This window comes from Duganella fentianensis (genome assembly GCF_964031615.1).
Taxonomy (GTDB): domain Bacteria; phylum Pseudomonadota; class Gammaproteobacteria; order Burkholderiales; family Burkholderiaceae_D; genus Rugamonas; species Rugamonas fentianensis_A.
This window is the reverse complement of the sequence record NZ_CAXIQN010000003.1, coordinates 130554-148805: the sequence shown is the minus strand read 5'-3', so window position 1 is coordinate 148805 and position 18252 is coordinate 130554. Positions and strand designations below refer to the sequence as shown.

The window sequence follows — 18252 nt, the reverse complement described above, 5'->3', positions numbered from 1 at the left end:
TATCTTGATGAACGTCCCCCTGCCGCGCCGCGCACTGGTTAGCCTGCTCATTGCCGGCCTGTTCCCAGCCATCCACGCTTGGGCGCAGGAAGCCCCGCCACCGCAAGAGAAGGGGCCAGCCGCCGCCGATACCATGCTGCACGCGCTAAACGTCAACTATCCGACGCGCTACCAGCCCATGCAGGCGGCCGAAGTCAAGGCGGTGCTGGATCGGGTGTACACCTACCTCGACCAGACCACGCCGGCCGAATTGGTGCACAAGACCAGCGGCGCCGCCATTACCGACCTGTCGCAGGCCGAACCGGACGCCGTGCTGAAACCGGGCGACTTCCGTCTGACCAGCTATGAATGGGGCGTGACCTATATCGGCATGCTGGCAGCAGCGCAGGCCAGCGGCGACCAGCGTTATTTCGACTACGTGCAGAAGCGCCACGGCCTGCTGGCCCAGTTGACTAAAACCTATTTGCCAGTGGTGCAGGCCGACCCTAAACAGGCTCACGCTCCCATCAAAAGCTTCCTCAACCCCCATGCACTGGATGATGCGGGCGCCCTGTGCCACAGCTTCCTGAAAGCCAAGCTGGCGGGCGTCAAAGTCGATTACAGCCAGATGCTGGGCGTTTGCGGCGACTTTGTCACCAAGCGCGAATACCGTCTGCCGGACGGCACGCTGGCGCGCGGCGGTCCCGATGGTCAGGGTGGCCGCAAGATGCGCCCGCTGCCCGATACCCTGTGGCTGGACGATATGTTCATGGGCGTTCCGACCATGGCCTATCTGGGTAAAGTGCGTGGCGAGCGGGCCCACTATGACGATGCCGTGCGTCAGGTGCTGCAATTCTCGCGCCGCATGTTCAATCCGAAGCTGGGCATCTATATGCACGGCTATGTGGAAGGCATGCGCGATCATCCGGAACTGCACTGGGCCCGCGCCAACGGCTGGGCCGTGATGTCGATGGTGGAAGTGCTGGAGGTGCTGCCGAAGGACCACAAGGGCTATAAAGCCGTGCTGGCGCAGCTGCAAGCCCACATCAAAGGACTGGCATCCTACCAGAGCAAGGATGGTTTCTGGCATCAGCTGATCGACCGTAACGATACCTATCAGGAAACCTCGGCCACGGCAATCTATACCTACGCCATTGCCCGTGCCGTCAACCGCGGCTATGTGGAAGCGCAAATGTATGGCCCGATGGCCAATCTGGCGTGGAATGCCGTGGCCAGCAAGGTCCAGCCGAATGGCCAGATCGAAGGTATCTGCGTTGGTACCGGCATGGCGTTCGATCCTGCGTTCTACGCTTATCGTCCGACCAGTGTCAAAGCGGCGCATGGCTATGGTCCGGCCTTGCTGGCTGGCGCAGAGATCATGGAAATGAATAAGAAGTACCGCTTCGGCCTCAATGATAGTGGCCTGATGTTCCAGGGCGTGCGCTAAGCGCCAGATCCGCCAGCCTGAATGCGGATGTTCAGGCTGGCGGCTGGTGGGTAATGGCTGTCAGGCGAGGGCGGGGTTAGCGCGCCGCGTTGCTTTCGTCGCCGAGCGGGCGTTGCAGGCTGCGCGCCGGACTAGGCGGCACGGCAAACGTACTGACTGGGTCGGGCCGAGCGGGATCGAACTGGAAGTCGTCGACGATATGGGCCGCCAGCGGCAAACCGCTCTGGCGCAAGCCCAGTACCACGGCCTTGGCCAGCTCATAACTGCCATAGCGGTTATGGTGGGTATTATCGAGCCGACCCGTTTCGGGCAGCGCAAAGGCGGCCTGCGAACCGGTTTCTCCCAGTGCGGCATACAGCGTCTGGCTCAGCGTGTTCAGGTCGATCACGGCCACACCGAGTTCGCGCGCGCACTGGCGCACGGCCGTCGCATAGTCGGTCAGCGTGGCTTCCGGTTTGCCGTCGGCACCGAAGCGGCGCCGCTCCACCGGCGTTACCAGCACCGGTACGCCCTGACGGGCACGCACCATGGCCACGTGGCGGCGGATTTCCGCCTGATAGGTGGTGAACGGGCCACCGCTAGCATCTTTGAGCTGCTTCTGGTCGTTATGGCCGAACTGCATCAGCACGGTGTCACCCGGCTGCAACTGGCTGACGATTTTGTCGATACGCCGGCGCGCCAGCGAATCGCGGTAAGTTTCGCCGGATTCGGCGTGATTGGCCACGGCCAGCGTCGGCTTGAAAAAGCGCGGCAGCATCTGGCCCCAGCTAGTATAAGGCTCGCCCGGCTGGTCGCTGACAGTGGAGTCGCCCAGCAGGAACAGGGTAGGCACTCGTACCGGCGCGATCGTCATGCTGCGCACGGCGGCGGCCTCGCTAAATTCGAGCGTCAGGCGACCATCCCAGTTCCATGCTTCGGTTTCCGTTTCACGTGGCGCTTTTAAGGCCACCGCGCCAGCGGCAATGCCCGCAACAGGCTGTATCTGCGCACGCCGTACATTGACGATGAAGCTGCGCTCGACCTGCTCGCCGGCTGCCGTTGCCACATTTTCCAGCATCAGACGGCGTACTTCGGACTTGATGGTAGTGCTGGCGGCGTGACTGTCGTCGCCCAGACTTACGCTGACGCGATAATTACCTTCCGCCAGATCGACCGAAAAATAGCGGCCCGGCGGATAACCGGGCTCAAAGCCGAAGCCGCGTCCGGCGTTGTATAGCAACTGTGGCGCTACCACGGTGTAGCCGGCCGGTGCCGGTGCCGGCGTAAACGCGTACCGTTGTGGAGGCACGGCTGGCGGCGCACTGGCGCAACCGGCCAGCAGCAGGGCAGCCGTCAAGGCGGGGGCGATCGGTGGGCGGCTCATGGCGACACCAGTGCCGCGCGGATTAGCGCCAGATTCTGGATCGCTGCCAGCCCCCACTGGGCGGTTTCATTGGTGGTTACCCATGGCACCTCGTTGACGGGGTTGAGCACGGCCGCGCCGCTTACGTGCTGTAGCCGGAATGGCGGATAGGGTTTTTCCACGCTGGCAAATTCCTGCCACGCGCGACGTGCCAGTTGTGCATCCTTGCGCTTCCATGCCACATACGCTGTCAGGCGCGAATGGCCGATATAGATGGCGTCGGTGCCGCCATGTTTTTTGCCCAGACGGCGGCGCTGTTCTTCGGCCGGCGCGTTATACAGTTCGCAGTATTCGAGCCAGGCCCGTTCAAAGGCCTGATCACCTGTCAGACTAATCAGCTCATCGAAAATTTCCACCGCGCCGAACACCGAGTTCAGATGCGAAGCGCTGACATCGTTGCCTATCATATTGTGCAGATGGCCCGATGCAGGCTCGTAGCCCATGCGTTCGGCATTGAAGAAGCCGCGCGGCATGGCGGCGATGTCGCGCATGCCCGTCAAGATCTTGTCGCGATAATGGGTGCTGCCGCTGCGCTCCCATTCGGTCAGCCAGTTGGCCGCCAGCGAAGCCCAGTCCGTGCCAAAGCTGGCGCGCACCGGATACGGCCCTTTGGGCGGCTGGTTGGCGATCTTGCGCACCGGATCGACAGCATCGAGACGCTGGTCGGCTTCGAGCACTTCGCGCATGATGTCGCCGATGCGTTCGTCGGCCGTCAGGTAGTAGTAAATCCGCCGGTACACGGCAGTGCTGATGCGCACCTGTTTGGCGCTGCAGCCCCAGTGCTGCACATTGTGGCGCGAGCCCAGTCCGGCAAAGCGGCCCAGATGGTAGGTATCGACTTCGCTGGTGTGGCGCACCATGGCTTCGCCCATGCGGAAGATGTCGGCTCGGCCCGTACGCAGGAAGGCAAACCATAGCCACAGGTCCGGCGAAAGCTCCGAATTATCCCAGGCATAGCCGCCTACATCGTAGCGCCATTCGTGGCGATCGGCGTCATAGGTATGGCGGATGTCGCCATAATCCCAGAAACCGTACCAGTGGCGCTGCTCGATTTCATTGCGGTAGAACGCGAAGTGGGCATCGAGCCGGTCTTCGATGCTGGCTTGTGCCGGCGTCGAGCGGTCTGGTAGCGACCATAGATTGCCCAGCGCGTGCGTCGCGTGGATATGCGCGGGACTGGCCACAAGCTGTGGTGGTAGCTGCACACTGGCCGCCATTTGCACCAGCCGTTCGCGTGTCGGTGTGCTGTCGCAAGCCCACAGCGTCAGTTCGCTGCTGCGTGCCACGCCCAGCGGCGTGCCGTAACCTTTTTCGTAATCTTCATAGGTCACGTCGAGCGCCTGCAATTCTTCGGCATGGGTCTCCATGCCCATGCCGTCGTGATAGAAGCGCAAGTCCATGGCCGGCGCTTCGGGGGACCACATCCACAAGGTCACCTGTGCCGCTTCCGTATGGGCGTTGCGGATATCGAGCTGGGTAGGGTGGCTCTGCCAGAAATTGCGCAAGCCGAAGGCCAGTCCGCCAGCCGCACCGCCGATATAGCCGAGCCCCGGAGCACGCCGGCCCCAGCCCGCATCGATCCACGCATGGCCTGCCTTGGTGCGTTTGCGGATGCGGAAGCTATCGGCCGAAAGCTGGGCCAGGCTGTAGTCGCCCCATGCGGGGATCAGGTGCAGCGAGCGGTTGACGCGCTCGGCGATGGCTGGCACGGCCTGACCGGCCAGCTGGGCCTGACGCACATCGGCGCCGGGGTCGCGCCGCAAGCCCGTCAGATTGCGCACGCCTTCGGCCCATAGTCCACCCGCTTCGCCGCCAAAGCGCACATGGCGGTTGTGCAGCTGGTCGGGCAGCGGCACATCGAAGCGCACGCCCAGACCGCGCACGAAGTCGAGCTGTTCGTCGCCGTCGAACACGAAGGTGTGCATCAGCCGCAGCGATTCGGCGCCCGCATAGAAATACAGTCGCACGGTAAATGGTAGCCACGCGCGCGTGCCGCCAACGGCACGATGGCGGCCTTCGAGTTTGAGCACGCTGCGTACAGGGCCGCGCTGTTCGATGCTGACTTTATCGAGCTGGCTTTCGAACGCGGTCTGGCGCGTGGTGCCGCTCAGTCCATCGGGCTGGTCATCGCTGAGCGCGACCAGATGGCCGTTGCTGGCGATGTCGCGGCCATTGCGGCGGATACGCGTGATCAGCGCGCTGCCACGTCGTGGCACCGTGCATTCGATTACGCCAGTGTTGATCAGGATGGCGTCGCTGTGTTCAACGATGCGCACTTGCGCCGCTGATAAGCCGGTAGACGATGCTGTAGTGGAGGCTGCAGACGGGGTGGCTGCGGCGGGGCGCAAGCGCAGCGGGCCTGCCGGCACGGCCTGCGCCGGTATGGCGTGCGCGGTCCATTTGAGCGATCCGTCAGGCCAGTAGGCGGTGGGCCAGCTCTGGCAGGCTATCTCTCCGGCCGGACCGGACAGGATAAACGCTTGCTGTTTGCTGACGCTGCCGCGTGGCCATGGCACGCCGAAGGTGGTGCCCGTCAGTAGTGCAGGCGGGCCTTCCAGCCAGCTCAGTTCCGCCATGCCGGCGTGAGCCGGCAGCGTGTTTAGAGGTGAATCTGGCAGGCTGCCGGCGGCGGCAGCGCTGTCAGTCGGATTGGCGCTAGCACTGGCGCCAGCCAGCGGCAATGCTGCGACGGCTGCGCCAGCCTTGAAGAAATTGCGGCGGGTGATCGGCGCCATGGCTTAATGCTCCGCCACAGTGGTGATCGTCAGCGGGGCGCGCAAACGGGCGGCCGCTTCGGCCACATGGCGCTGCCACTGAGCCTGACTGGTGTAAGGGCTGCCACGCGTCCACGCTGCGCCCACGTAGTAGCGCAGCGGCTGGCCCGACTGCACCGTGCGGGTGACTAGCGCATTGCGTTCATCGGCGGCGTAAGCGCTGCCTTCGGCTGGCGGCATGATCAGCGCGACGCCGAAGTCACCGAGGCTGCGCTGGCTGACCCATTGCACCAGCGTGCCGTCGGCCGGATTCTCGCTGAATGCTACCTTGACTTCCTCGCCCTTGTCGCTTGGATGCTTGTTCAGACCCACGGCTGCCGTTAGCGTGCGCGGTCCGCTAAAGCTAAAGGTGCTGTCGATGGTATCGAAATACTGGCCCGCATCGACGGTAAAGCGTTTGACTTCCGAGACTTGGGTGCCGGCCGCATCCCAGCTGTCGTACTGCAGCTCGAACACGGTACGCACCGGGCCATTGGCAAGCAGGCGCCACGTGCTGTAATTGGTGCCGAAAAATAGCTGCTGGCCATGCCAGATGCCGGTGCCGCCCGCGCCACGCGTGGTGCCGACGTTGTACATATCGATGCCTTCGCCTTCATCGACGTGGTAATGGTCATGGCCGATGTTGTACCAGCGATCGACAATAGGATAAGGCACGCGCTTGAACCAGATATCGAGGCCACTGGTCTGTAGCACTTCCTTATTGCTGCCGGCACTGGCTGGCGCCGCTAGCGCGGGGCCATAGGTACGATGCGCGAGCTTGTCGTTTTCCCAGGCAAAGTCATCGAGCCGTTCAGCGACGAAGCGGGCATAGGTCTGCGCGGGGAAAGGCGGTACGGTGGCAGCGGTTTTTTCGACTGTGAAGCGGGCCCGCTTCTGGCCCGGCTTGAAGCTGTACTGGAACAGCAGCTCGCCATAGGCGGCACCGCTCATGTCCGGATCTTTGGCGGTGGGCGCGATATTGGTCACCTGATAGGGCAGGCGGTGGCCCGCTTCATCTTTGACCACCAGTTGCTGTGCCAGTGCATGGGGTAGCGCGGCGCTGACGCTGCGCCACGGTATGCTGATGGTTTCGCTGGGGCGGGCCATGTCGAGCGTGTGGCTGGCCGTCACACGCAGGCGTTCGGCCGCGTCGGCGTGCAGGGGGAGCAGGGCGGCGCCCAGCGCCGGTAATACAAAGCGTAGCATCATCATGGTTTGCGCAGTTGCAGGTTAGTAGCAGGCGGCGGGCGCATGCCCTCGCCCAGGAAATAGCTAGTATGGGGTGGCTGGTTGTAGCCGGCGTTCTGGGCCGCCACCTGTACCCGATACTGTAAATCGTGCATCAGGGTCGGCAGACGGTAGGGCGTAGCGGTAGTGGTACTGAACAGCAGCAGGGCGTCGTCGGTCTGGTTACGCCACACCACTTCTTCGCGCCAGTCGCCCAGCAAATCGGCCGAGAGTACAGGCGTGGCCTTGGTGCCGTTATTGGACGCTGCGCCGAAGCGCGCACCATCGAGCAGCGGCAGCAGACGCTGCGTTTGCGGCTGCCATTTTTCAATACGGGTGCCGTCGAGCGATTCGCGCAGCAGATCGCCATCCCACCAGATACCGAAGTTGTAGGCGCGCGGGCGCTGGGCCGTAATCTGCACGCCATGGGCGCTGAACAAGCCACCGCTGGCCTGGCCGGCCGTGCTGAGCGCTGCCCAGCACTCGTTGCCCGGATAGGCCGGATCGATATCCATGCAGATGCCGCGTCCCACGTCATTGTCGGCTTTCACTTTCCACAGGATTTCGCCGGTGGCGGCATCGTGCATCTCGGCAGCGTGGCCGCGGTAGCAGGATGGCGTCTCGTGCACCATAAACACTTGCAGGCCGGGGTGATCCGGCATGTGCTGGCCCACGTGCAGCGCATCGCCGTGGCACAGGCCGGTGCTATACAGCAGGCGGCCATCGCTGCCGATGGTAGCTGCGCCATACACGATATCGTCACGGCCATCGCCATCGACATCGGCCACGGCCAGCCAGTGTGCGCCCTGACCGGCGGCAGCGCCGTTGCCGGGGGTATCGCTATCGAAAATCCAGCGCTGCGTCAGCTTGCCGTCGCGCCAGTCCCACGCGGCCAGCACGGCACGGGTGTAATAGCCGCGTGAAAAAATCGCACTGGGGCGCGCGCCGTCGAGGTAGGCCACGCCGCCCAAAAAGCGATCGACCCGGTTGCCATAGCTATCGCCCCAGGCTGCGGGATTGCCGCGCGCCGGTACATAGGCGGCGCTGGCCAGCGCGGCGCCGTTACGGCCATCGAACACGGTCAGATATTCGGGGCCATCGAGCACATAGCCATCCTTATTGCGGTAGTCGGCAGCGGCGTCGCCGATCACTTTGCCCGTGCCATCGACACTGCCGTCGGCGGTTTTCATCATGACTTCGGCACGGCCATCGCCATCGAAGTCATAGGCGAGAAAGGTAGTGTAGTGCGCGCCGGCGCGGATATTGCGCCCCAGATCGATGCGCCATAGCTGCGTGCCATCGAGCTTGTAAGCGTCCAGATAGGTAGGGCCGGTATAGCCGCGCTGCGAATTATCGTGTGCGTTCGAGGGCTGCCATTTCACCAGCAATTCATAGCTGCCATCGCCATCGAGATCGGCGGCGGCGCCATCGTTGACGCTGTAGTGATAACCCTGGCCATCTGGCGTGACACCATCGGCCGGCTTGTGCAGCGGGATAGTCAGATAGGGCTGGGCCCAGGTGGCGCGTGGCGGCTCGGTGGCGCCGATTTCTGTTCCGTCGAGCACCAAGCGCACGCTGTAGCGCGCGCTTGCGGCGGCACCGGCATCGGCATAGTTGGTGACGGTGAGCGGCGCCCCGTTGAGGCGCTGGCCGTCGCGATACAGGTTGAAGGCCGTGGCGGCGCTGTCATTGCCTAGCGCGCGCCAGCTAATAAAGTTGCCCTGTTCGGTATGCAGCGCGACTAGACCACGGTCCAGTTGTTCAGCCTGACGTGCGCCAGCAACCGCGCTGTGCTGGGCGCTACTACCTGCGCAGACGAGCAAAGCCAGCGCCAGACAGCGCCGCAGAGGGGGAGGTTGTCGTATCCATGCCATAGTGGTATCCGGTCAGCTCACAAGCGGAGTCGAGTATTCCCTCAGTGCACCGGCAGTGTCAACCTGCCACCCCTGTTAGCGTCCATATAATCAGGCGCATGATCAATCAAGCGGTCGCCATGGACGGGTTTCTGGCGACCGGCGTAGAATCGGGATTCCACCCGCTTAAGAACTGAGCCATGATTATTTCATCTGCCACTGATTTTCGTGCGGCCGCCCAGCGCCGCCTGCCGCCTTTTCTGTTCCATTATCTCGATGGCGGGGCTGGCGCCGAGCAGACCTTGCGCAGCAATGTCGACGACTTGCAGGCGGTCAAATTACGGCAGCAGGTGTTACGCGGCTCAGAGCAGCTCGATCTGAGTGTGCAGTGGTTCGGCCAGCAATACGGCCTGCCGATGGCGCTGGCGCCCGTGGGCCTGACCGGCATGTATGCGCGACGTGGCGAAGTGCAGGCGGCGCGCGCCGCTTGCGCGCGCAATATTCCATTTATCCAGTCCACGGTATCAGTCTGCCCGCTGGCCGAAGTGGCTAGCCAGATTTCCCAGCCGATCTGGTTCCAGTTGTATGTACTCAAGGATCGCGGCTTTATGCGCGATGTGATGCGGCGCGCGTGGGAACTTGGCGCCCGCACGCTGGTGTTCACAGTCGATATGCCGGTGCCCGGTGCACGCTACCGCGATGCCCATAGCGGCATGAGCGGTGCCAACGGGCCACTGCGGCGCGTGCTGCAAGCACTGTGCCATCCGCGCTGGGCACTCGATGTGGGCGTGTTCGGTCGGCCCCATGACCTGGGCAACATCTCCACTTATCGCGGTCATGCTACGGGCCTGGCCGACTATATCGGCTGGCTGGGTGAGAATTTTGACCCCGGCATCACGTGGCAGGATTTGCAGTGGATACGTGATGAGTGGCAGGGCCAGCTGGTTATCAAGGGCATACTGGAACCGGGCGATGCGCAGGATGCGCTGGCTTTTGGCGCGGATGGCATCGTCGTCTCTAACCATGGCGGGCGCCAGCTCGATGGCGCGCTCTCCACGGCACAGGCACTGCCGGCGATTGCGGCCGCCGTCAAAGGCAAGATGACGCTGTTCGCCGACGGTGGCGTGCGTACCGGCACGGATGTGTTCCGCATGCTGGCACTGGGCGCCGATGGCGTGCTGCTGGGGCGCGCGTTTGTGTATGCGCTGGCCTGTCAGGGGCAGGCCGGGGTAGAGCGGCTGCTGAGCATTATGGAAAAAGACTTGCGCACCAATATGGTTCTGACAGGGGTGAAAGCGGTCAGCGAGATCTGTGCTGACCAATTACATCGCCCATCAGCAGGACAGTGAGGGCAAGCTTTAGCTGCTAAACGGCAAGCGGGGCGCATACAGATTTCATATATCTGCTGACTTTTTTTATATAGCTGCGCCAGACTTGCCTTCTAAGTCATTGATTTTACGCGCCCATTTTCAAAAAATGGAAAGCTGAGCGATTTGGCACAAAAAACAAACTCGGCTAATATTCGGGGACAATATGGTAGCGTTGTCATAAACCCGGAGACTCCATGGAACGTCGCAATTTCATTCAAGCAATCGCAGCCGGCATGGCTGCAAGCAGTGCATCCGTACAAGCAGCATCAAGCGTTGAACGCAGCATAGGTGAGCGCCAATACATGGCGGCGCTGGCACAGAAAATGGCCGAGCCGGTTCTCACCAATATGGCCCGCGGCACGCTGCAAAAACAGTTCCCGCTGGAAGTTAGTCCTACCTGGGATGGGCGCGATCAGCGCGTCAGCTACCTTGAATGTTTTGGCCGGCTGATTTCGGGCATCGCGCCATGGCTGGCCTTGCCCGACGACGGTACAGCGGAAGGGCAGACGCGCAAGCGCCTGCGCCAACTGGCGCTGCAAAGCTATACCAATGCGGTCGATCCGGCCAGCCCGGACTACCTGCTGTGGAAAGGTCCGGGCCAGGCGCTGGTCGATTCGGCCTATTTCACCAATGCGCTGATGCGTGCGCCTAAAGCCCTGTGGGAGCCGCTCGATGCCCAGACCAAGCGTCGCATCGTGGCTGAAATCAAAGGTCTGCGCCGGATCGAGCCACCGTATATCAACTGGATGCTGTTTGCCGCCATGAACGAAGCCTTCCTGCTATCGGTCGGCGAAGAGCATGACCCGATGCGTATGCACGTGGCCATCCGTAAAATCAACGAATGGTATGTGGGCGATGGCTGGATTAAAGATGGCGAAGCGTTCCACTTCGATTACTACAATTCCTTCGTCATGTATCCGATGTTGCTGGAAGTGCTGGAGGCGATGAAACAGGCCAATGTGCCGTTCTGGAATGGCAAGCCGGCCGATCTGCACGCGCAGGCGCTGAAGCGCATGCAACGCTATTGCGAGCATCTCGAGCGCTTTGTCTCGCCGGAAGGCACGTTCCCGCCGATAGGACGTTCGCTCACGTATCGCACGGCAGCCTTCCAGCCGCTGGCACTGCTGGCCTGGCGCAAGCAATTGCCGCAGAGTCTGCCGGAAGGGCAGGTACGCGCCGTGCTGCACGCGGTACACAAAACGGTCTGGACGGCGCCGGACAATTTCACCAAAGATGGCTATCTGACCATAGGTTTCGTCGGCCATCAGCCTGAACTCGGCGACTGGTACTCGAATAACGGCAGCATGTATATCGCCGCGGCCGGCTTGCTCGCGCTGGGGCTGCCAGAGTCGGACAGCTACTGGACGGCACCGGCACAGGACTGGACGCAGAAAAAAGCGTTTTCTGGTCGCCGCTTCCCTAAAGACTATCCGGTGAACTACTGATATGCGCAAGCCTCTTTTCTCGCTTGCGCACCAGTTGCTGCTGGCCTGCGCCATCGTGCAACTGAGTGCCGCGCACAGTTACGCTCAGTCCGCTGATACGGCTGTCGCGGAATGGGAACAGCCGGAGATCGTACAGGTCAACCGCGAACCCATGAAGGCCACCTTCTTCAATTTCGAGACGCGTGATCTGGCCATGCGCGGCGAGAAGCAGGCATCGCGCTGGTATCTCGCGCTCGATGGCCGCTGGAAGTTTGCCTACTCCAGAACGCCCGAGTCACGCCCACGCGATTTTTACCAGCCCAGCTACGATGTCAGCGCATGGGGCACGATAGAAGTGCCCGGCATGATGCAGGCGCAAGGTTATGGCCAGCCGTATTTCAATAATATCGACTATCCGTTTCCCCGCAATGAACCTTACATTCCCCATGCAATGAATGAAGTGGGTTCGTACCGGCGCGAGTTTACGCTGCCTGAAGTCTGGCAGGGGCGTGCAGTCTATCTGCATATTGGTGCGGCCGGTGCGGCTTATTACATCTGGGTCAACGGCGAAAAAGTCGGCTATTCGGAAGACTCCAAGCTGCCTGCTGAATTCGATGTCACGCGCTATCTGAAGCCCGGAAAGAATCTGGTCGCCATCGAGCTATACCGCTTTGCCGATGGCTCCTATCTGGAAGATCAGGATTTCTGGCGCGTCTCGGGAATCGAGCGCAGTGTGTATCTGTATGCAGAACATGCGCAGCAGCACTTGCGTGACTACACGGCCGAAGCCACACTGGACCCGCAGCACTACAAGGATGGCCGGCTCAAGATTACCCCCGTCATGCGCGGCGATGCCAACGGCCAGTTGCGCGCCACCGTGTATGAACAGGATCAGGCCATCCTGACGCTGGTGGGGAATATCGAACATGGCAAGGCGGCGCCGCTGGCAGGCACTATTCCTAACGTTCAGCCGTGGTCGGCCGAGACGCCCAAGCTGTACCGGCTGCTGATCGAGCATATCGATGCCAGCGGTCAGCTGATTTCCGCCACTGCACGCAAGATCGGTTTCCGCAGCGTGGAAGTGCGCGGGGGCGAAGTCCGCGTGAACGGCAAGCGCATCACCATTAAAGGGGTGAACCGGCATGAACATGATCCCTACACCTTCCGGGTGTTGTCGGAACAGACCATGCGGCAGGATATAGAGTTGATGAAGCGGGCCAACATCAATGCCGTACGGACCTCGCATTATCCCAATGATCCCCGCTGGTACGATCTGGCCGATGAATATGGCCTGTATCTGATGGATGAAGCCAATATCGAATCGCACGAATACATGCAGGCCGGTGACAACGCAGGCAGCGCGCGCGAAACAATACAGCTCGGCTACAAGCCCCATTGGGCGGTGGCCCATCTGGACCGGATTACCCGCATGGTGGAACGCGATAAAAATCATCCTAGCGTCATCTTCTGGTCGCTCGGCAATGAAGCGGGCACCGGCCCCAACTTCGAGCAGGCGGCGCGCTGGATACGCCAGCGCGACCCCAGCCGTCTGATTTCCTATCTGGGCCAGCCGGCGCTGGGAGAAGTACACCGGCCTAACAGCTACGTGGATATTTATGCGCCGATGTACGACAACATCGAAAAGATGGTCGATTATGCGCAAGACCCGCAATACACCCAGCCGATGATACAGTGCGAATATGCACATGCGATGGGCAATAGTCTGGGCAATCTGGAACAGTACTGGCAAACCATCCGGCGCTATAAAAAGCTGCAGGGCGGCTTTATCTGGGACTGGGTCGATCAGGCCATGTTGCGCAAGACTGCGGACGGTACAACCTACTGGGCGCAGGGAGAAGACTATGGCCCGAACCCTCGCCATGACATGTCGGTGGTGGCAGACGGCATCGTGCAGGCTGATCGCACGCCGGACCCGGAATACTACGAACTGCGTCAGGTGTATGCCCCGGTTGCCTTTGAAGGTGATCCGAGCAAGGGCACGCTGACGGTCATCAACCGGCATGATTTCAATGATCTGTCGCAGCTGTCCCTGCGCTGGGTGCTCAGCAAAAACGGCCAGCCTATCGAAAGCGGCGAGCTGGCCAAGCTAAACGTGCCAGCCCAGAGCAAGGTGGCAGCGAACTTCCGCTGGCCCAAAATTGCGCGCGCCGACGGGGCGGAATACATCGTGACGTTCAAGGCCGTGGCCAGGGAAGGTGCTATCGCCGGTGTTGCTGCCGGCACCGAGCTGGCATTCCGTCAGTTCATCCTGCAGGCGGCACGCCACACGATGCAGACAAGCTGGCAGAAGCCGCTGGAACAACATGGCCAGTATCTGCTGGAGGCCGGCAATTCGCGGCTGACTGTCGAAACGGGCAATGGTTTGATGGCCCTGGCTATCCATGGCAAGCCCGTGCTTACCGGCGGGGCACCGAATTTCTGGCGCGCCCTGACCGATAACGATGAAGGGACGGGACTGGCGCGCTCGCATGAGATCTGGAAGACGTTCTCGGAACAGCGCGCCGTGCGTTCCGTCGTGGCCGAGCGCGACGCCATCCGTGTGAGCTATGCCTTCGGTGCCGGTGCCGCGCGCTGGGAAAATACCTACCGCATGAATGCGCAAGGCATCGTCTCGGTAGAAGCCCGCTTCGTGCCCCTGCGGGACACGTTGCCAGATCCACTGCGGCTAGGTTTGCGCTTTAATTTCGATACGGCGCTGGCACAGGTCAACTGGTACGGCCGCGGCCCGCAGGAATCCTATATTGACCGCCAGACTGGCGCCGCGATCGGGCGCTATCAGGGCAAGCTGGCGGAGCAGTATCACTCCTACGTACGGCCGCAGGAATCCGGCAATAAGACCGAGGTGCGCTGGCTGGCGCTGACGGACGCTGAAGGTTCCGGCATCCGGCTCACCGGCACCGAGCCGCTCTCAGTGAATGCGCTGGCATTTCCCTACGAAGACCTGTACCCGCGTCCACGCGGCAGCTGGCATAGCTCGGATATCGTGCCCCATGGCGCCGGCTCGCTGCTGATCGATGCACGCCAGACCGGCTTAGGTGGCGATACCGGCTGGGATGCACGTGGCCGGCCGCATATGCAGTTCCGCATTCCTCTCAAACCGCTGCGCTACAGCTTCACTATCGCCCCTCAACTGGAACCGTTATGACTTCTAGCAAACATTTTCCACCACGTCGGCGCTTGCTCGGCGGTGCTGTTGCCGCCATGGGCGGTCTGCTTGTCCCGTTCGCCAGTGAGGCACAGCCGGAGGCGGCAGCGGCGGCCCGTTTCATGATCGGGCCGCAGGACTTTATGCTCGATGGAAAACCCATCCAGATCCGTTGTGGCGAAATGCATTTTGCCCGCGTGCCCCGTGAATACTGGCGCCATCGCTTGCAGGCCCTGAAGGCCATGGGCCTGAATACCGTGTGCGCCTATCTGTTCTGGAACTACCATGAATGGCGCGAACAGCAATATGACTGGGCGGGCCAGCGCGATGCTGCCGAATTCTGTCGCATCGCCCAGCAGGAAGGCTTGTGGGTCATTCTGCGCCCCGGCCCCTATGCCTGTGCCGAATGGGAAATGGGCGGCCTGCCGTGGTGGCTGTTGAAACAGCCCGGTGACGCATTCCTGCGTAGCAGCGACGAGCGCTTTACCAAGCCCGTCAATCGCTGGTTGCAGCAGGTGGGCAAGGTACTGGGCCCGCTGCAGATTACTCAGGGCGGGCCTATCCTGATGGTGCAGGTCGAGAACGAATATGGTTTCTTTGGCACCGATCTCGAATACATGCGGGCCATGCGTCAGGCGCTGCTCGATGCCGGATTCAATGTGCCGCTATTCCAGTGCAATCCGACCAATGCCATCGCCAAATCGCACATCCCCGGATTATTCCAGGTGGCGAACTTTGGCAGCGACCCGCAGGGCGGCTTTGCCGCGCTGGCAGCCGTGCAGACGGGGCCTAAAATGTGCGGGGAATATTACTCGGGCTGGTTCGATACCTGGGGCGCGCCCCATCGCAAAGGCGATGCCACCAATGCGGTGGCCGACATCAAGGCCATGTTGGCGGCTAACGGTTCATTTAGTCTGTACATGGCTCACGGCGGTACCTCGTTCGGACTGTGGGGTGGTTGCGATCGCCCGTTCCGCCCCGACACCAGTAGCTATGACTACGATGCGCCCATCAGTGAAGCAGGCTGGATGGGCGAAAAATTTCAGGCTTACCGGGCCGGCATCGCCCCCTTCCTGCGCCCCGATGAAACCTTGCCGACGCCACCGCCGCGCCAGCGCGTGATGGCGATTCCTGCCTTTACGTTCAAGCAATCGGCCAGCGTGCTGGACAACCTGCCGGCGCAGGTGATCCGCGATCGCACGCCGCGCGCCATCGAGCACTACGACATTAGTCGCGGCCTGATCGCCTATACCGTGACGCTGCCCGCCGGTGCCGCCGGCGTGCTGGAGGTGGCGAAACTGCGTGATCTGGCATGGGTGCATCTGGACGGCAAAGAAATCGGTACCATGGATACGCGCTATCGGCGCGTGAAAATCGATGTGCCGGCGCGCGCCGCGCCTGCCCGCCTCGACATTCTGGTGTACACCATCGCGCGGGTGAATTTCGGGATGGAAGTGCATGACCGTAAAGGGCTGCAGGGGCCGGTCAGCTATACGCCCAGAAATGGCACGCCGCTGGTGCTGGAAAACTGGGAAATCCGTGCCATCGATTTCGATGCCGATGGCAGCTTGCCGCCACTGCAGTGGCGTCGCGGACGCAGCAAGGGCGCCGCGTTCTGGCGCGCCACGTTCGACGTGAGTCAGTGCGCCGATACCTTCCTCGATATGTCGAGCTGGGGGCAGGGCATCGTCTGGGTCAACGGAAAATGTCTGGGCCGCTACTGGAGCATCGGCCCCACCCAGACCATGTATCTGCCGGGGCCGTGGCTGAAGCGAGGCCGCAATGACATCGTCGTGCTCGATCTGACCGGCCCGCGCTCGGCCAGTATTGCCGGGCTGGCCACGCCTATCCTCGACCAGTTGCATCCGGAGCGGGACCTCGCGCGGCCGCCGAGCAAGGTCAGACCGCAACTGGCCGGCCTAGCGCCCGTACACAGCGGCGCTTTCGCGCCCGGTGCCAAGGTACAGGAAGTGCGCTGGGGCAGGCCCGCACGGGGCCGCTACCTGTGTCTGGAAGCGCTTGATGCCCACGATGGCAAGCCGTCGGCAGCGATAGCGGAACTGGCACTGGCAGATGCTCAGGGACAGCCCTTGAACCAGACCAGCTGGACCATTGCCTACGCCAGCAGCGAAGAAGTGCGCAAGGAAGATGGTTCCGCCCTCAATGCCATTAACGGTCAGGCCACGGATTACTGGCACACGGCATGGAGCGGGCCGGGTAGCGCTGCCAGCTACCCGCACCGGCTGATCATCGATCTGGGGCAGTCGGTCGAGATTGGCGGCATACGCTACACGCCACGACAGGGACCGGACACTGTGACGGGGCGTATCCGCAACTTCCACATCTATGTCGGCGATCAGCTGGTGAGTGAAGATTGAGTGCTACTGCACGCAGGCAGCCATATCACTTTGCATATGGCTACTTTGTGCTTTTTGCTAAAAAGCACATGGGACGATAGGGGGCAGCAGGGCAGGCCATGTTAAGATAACGTTGCCACGAAATACCTTGCACGTTATTGCATCAGCTAGCTCGTGGCTGAACCCCTGAATCGGAAAGCCCATGGCAAAAAACACCATCACTGAAGTCGCGCTCGCTGCCGGCGTCTCCGTCATTACTGCATCCCGTGCAATGCGAGGCGTTGGCTATGTGGCAGATGGTACGCGTAAAAAAGTCCTGGCCGCCGCCAAGGCGCTCGATTATGAACCCGACATCATGGCGCAGCGTATGCGCGGCGGCAGTTCGCGCCTGATCGGTGTGTTCGTCAATCACTTCGGCTCTTCCGTTGTGCATGAATTGATTACCAGCGTTAATCGTGAAGCACGGGCGCTCGGTTTCGACTTGCTGATTTTTAATGCGGAAAATTTTGATGCGCCAGGCCGCATCAGCACCAGCAAGATGATGGGGAAATTATGCGATGGCGTCTTGCTGATCTTACCCAATGTGCACGACAGCTATATCGACAAACTCGAGCGTGATCACGCCAAGTGTGTGCTGATTAATTTCTGTGCCCGTCCGATTAATCTGCCCGTGGTCGTCGGCGCCAATCGCGAAGGGGCGCGTCAGGCTGTCGAGCATCTGATCGCGCTTGGTCATCAGCGTATCGCCTTTATTGCGGGCTCCAGTAATACGGGGCAAAGTCTGGAGCGCCAGCGCGGCTATGAAGAAGCGCTGGCCCATGCGCAGATTCCGCTACGCCCAGAGTATATTCAACAGGGTAATTTCACCCACCCCACAGGGGTACACGCTGCCAAGCAGTTGTTTGCCCTCAAGCAGAGGCCTACGGCGATTTTCGCCGCGAACGATGATATGGCTTTTGGCGTGCTCGATGCCGCGAAAGAGCAGGGCATCAATGTACCCGAGCAATTGTCGGTGATAGGCTACGATGACGTCACCGCTGCCAATTATGTGTTCCCCAAATTGACGACGATCCGCCAGCCTTTGGCCAGCATCGCGAGCCGAGCCGTCAAAGAGCTGGTCAACATCATCAACGGCGAGACCATGGTCGGTGGGCGGCTAGAGCTGCCGACGCTGTTTGTGGAACGCGATTCGACCGGCCCGGCACCGCGCGGCTAAGGCCGCCGCCCCGAGCGGGGCGCCTGCATATCAGCCTAAAAAACACTATCTAAGTGCG

General features: G+C 61.6%; 10 protein-coding genes. 6 read left to right on the top strand and 4 right to left on the bottom strand.

The window, feature by feature from the left end; genetic code table 11:
* Window positions 1-7: 7 nt before the first annotated feature.
* Complete coding sequence (locus ABNT42_RS01520) at window positions 8-1426, top strand: glycoside hydrolase family 88 protein (RefSeq protein ID WP_348693069.1); 1419 nt, start codon at window positions 8-10, stop codon at window positions 1424-1426.
* Window positions 1427-1502: 76 nt separating this feature from the next.
* Here the strand turns inward: ABNT42_RS01520 and ABNT42_RS01515 are convergent, their stop codons facing one another.
* From ABNT42_RS01515 to ABNT42_RS01500, 4 genes are read right to left on the bottom strand one after another with little or no spacing between them, the layout of a single operon-like run.
* Entirely contained in the window at window positions 1503-2789 is a 1287-nt protein-coding gene (locus ABNT42_RS01515; RefSeq protein ID WP_348693066.1) for a rhamnogalacturonan acetylesterase, read from the bottom strand.
* Window positions 2786-5563 (bottom strand): Tat pathway signal sequence domain protein, encoded by a 2778-nt coding sequence (locus ABNT42_RS01510; RefSeq protein ID WP_348693063.1) that lies wholly within the window; start codon window positions 5561-5563, stop codon window positions 2786-2788. Before ABNT42_RS01510 ends, ABNT42_RS01515 begins: the two co-directional genes overlap by 4 nt.
* A 3-nt stretch (window positions 5564-5566) precedes the next feature.
* Window positions 5567-6790 carry a DUF4861 family protein gene (locus tag ABNT42_RS01505; RefSeq protein WP_348693060.1) on the bottom strand — a complete coding sequence of 408 codons (1224 nt, stop codon included), beginning with the start codon at window positions 6788-6790 and terminating at the stop codon, window positions 5567-5569.
* Window positions 6790-8682: a rhamnogalacturonan lyase gene (locus ABNT42_RS01500; RefSeq protein WP_348693057.1), complete on the bottom strand. Its 1893-nt coding sequence runs from the start codon at window positions 8680-8682 to the stop codon at window positions 6790-6792. Before ABNT42_RS01500 ends, ABNT42_RS01505 begins: the two co-directional genes overlap by 1 nt.
* A 179-nt stretch (window positions 8683-8861) precedes the next feature.
* Here ABNT42_RS01500 and lldD point away from each other — a divergent pair, with 179 nt between their 5' ends.
* The 5 genes from lldD (at window position 8862) to ABNT42_RS01475 (ending at window position 18194) form a co-directional block, all read left to right on the top strand.
* Window positions 8862-10010: an FMN-dependent L-lactate dehydrogenase LldD gene (gene lldD / locus ABNT42_RS01495; RefSeq protein ID WP_348693054.1), complete on the top strand. Its 1149-nt coding sequence runs from the start codon at window positions 8862-8864 to the stop codon at window positions 10008-10010.
* 215 nt (window positions 10011-10225) lie between these two features.
* The gene (locus ABNT42_RS01490) at window positions 10226-11476 is read left to right on the top strand and encodes a DUF2264 domain-containing protein (RefSeq protein ID WP_348693051.1); all 1251 of its coding nucleotides are present in this window, start codon (window positions 10226-10228) and stop codon (window positions 11474-11476) included.
* Between the two features lies 1 nt (window position 11477).
* Complete coding sequence (locus ABNT42_RS01485) at window positions 11478-14621, top strand: glycoside hydrolase family 2 TIM barrel-domain containing protein (protein WP_348693048.1); 3144 nt, start codon at window positions 11478-11480, stop codon at window positions 14619-14621.
* A complete protein-coding gene (locus ABNT42_RS01480; RefSeq protein WP_348693046.1) occupies window positions 14618-16999 on the top strand; it encodes a beta-galactosidase in 2382 nt (793 codons plus the stop codon). Before ABNT42_RS01485 ends, ABNT42_RS01480 begins: the two co-directional genes overlap by 4 nt.
* Window positions 17000-17180: 181 nt before the next feature.
* The gene (locus ABNT42_RS01475; protein WP_348693043.1) at window positions 17181-18194 is read left to right on the top strand and encodes a LacI family DNA-binding transcriptional regulator; all 1014 of its coding nucleotides are present in this window, start codon (window positions 17181-17183) and stop codon (window positions 18192-18194) included.
* Window positions 18195-18252: the final 58 nt, after the last annotated feature.

Excerpts from the sequence above, each read along its gene's own strand:
- ABNT42_RS01485 (WP_348693048.1), top strand. The coding sequence starts at position 11,478 with ATGCGCAAGCCTCTTTTCTCGCTTGCGCACCAGTTGCTGCTGGCCTGC.
- ABNT42_RS01480 (WP_348693046.1), top strand. The coding sequence starts at position 14,618 with ATGACTTCTAGCAAACATTTTCCACCACGTCGGCGCTTGCTCGGCGGT.
- lldD (WP_348693054.1), top strand. The coding sequence starts at position 8,862 with ATGATTATTTCATCTGCCACTGATTTTCGTGCGGCCGCCCAGCGCCGC.
- ABNT42_RS01505 (WP_348693060.1), bottom strand. The coding sequence starts at position 6,790 with ATGATGCTACGCTTTGTATTACCGGCGCTGGGCGCCGCCCTGCTCCCC.
- ABNT42_RS01515 (WP_348693066.1), bottom strand. The coding sequence starts at position 2,789 with ATGAGCCGCCCACCGATCGCCCCCGCCTTGACGGCTGCCCTGCTGCTG.
- ABNT42_RS01490 (WP_348693051.1), top strand. The coding sequence starts at position 10,226 with ATGGAACGTCGCAATTTCATTCAAGCAATCGCAGCCGGCATGGCTGCA.
- ABNT42_RS01510 (WP_348693063.1), bottom strand. The coding sequence starts at position 5,563 with ATGGCGCCGATCACCCGCCGCAATTTCTTCAAGGCTGGCGCAGCCGTC.
- ABNT42_RS01500 (WP_348693057.1), bottom strand. The coding sequence starts at position 8,682 with ATGGCATGGATACGACAACCTCCCCCTCTGCGGCGCTGTCTGGCGCTG.
- ABNT42_RS01520 (WP_348693069.1), top strand. The coding sequence starts at position 8 with ATGAACGTCCCCCTGCCGCGCCGCGCACTGGTTAGCCTGCTCATTGCC.
- ABNT42_RS01475 (WP_348693043.1), top strand. The coding sequence starts at position 17,181 with ATGGCAAAAAACACCATCACTGAAGTCGCGCTCGCTGCCGGCGTCTCC.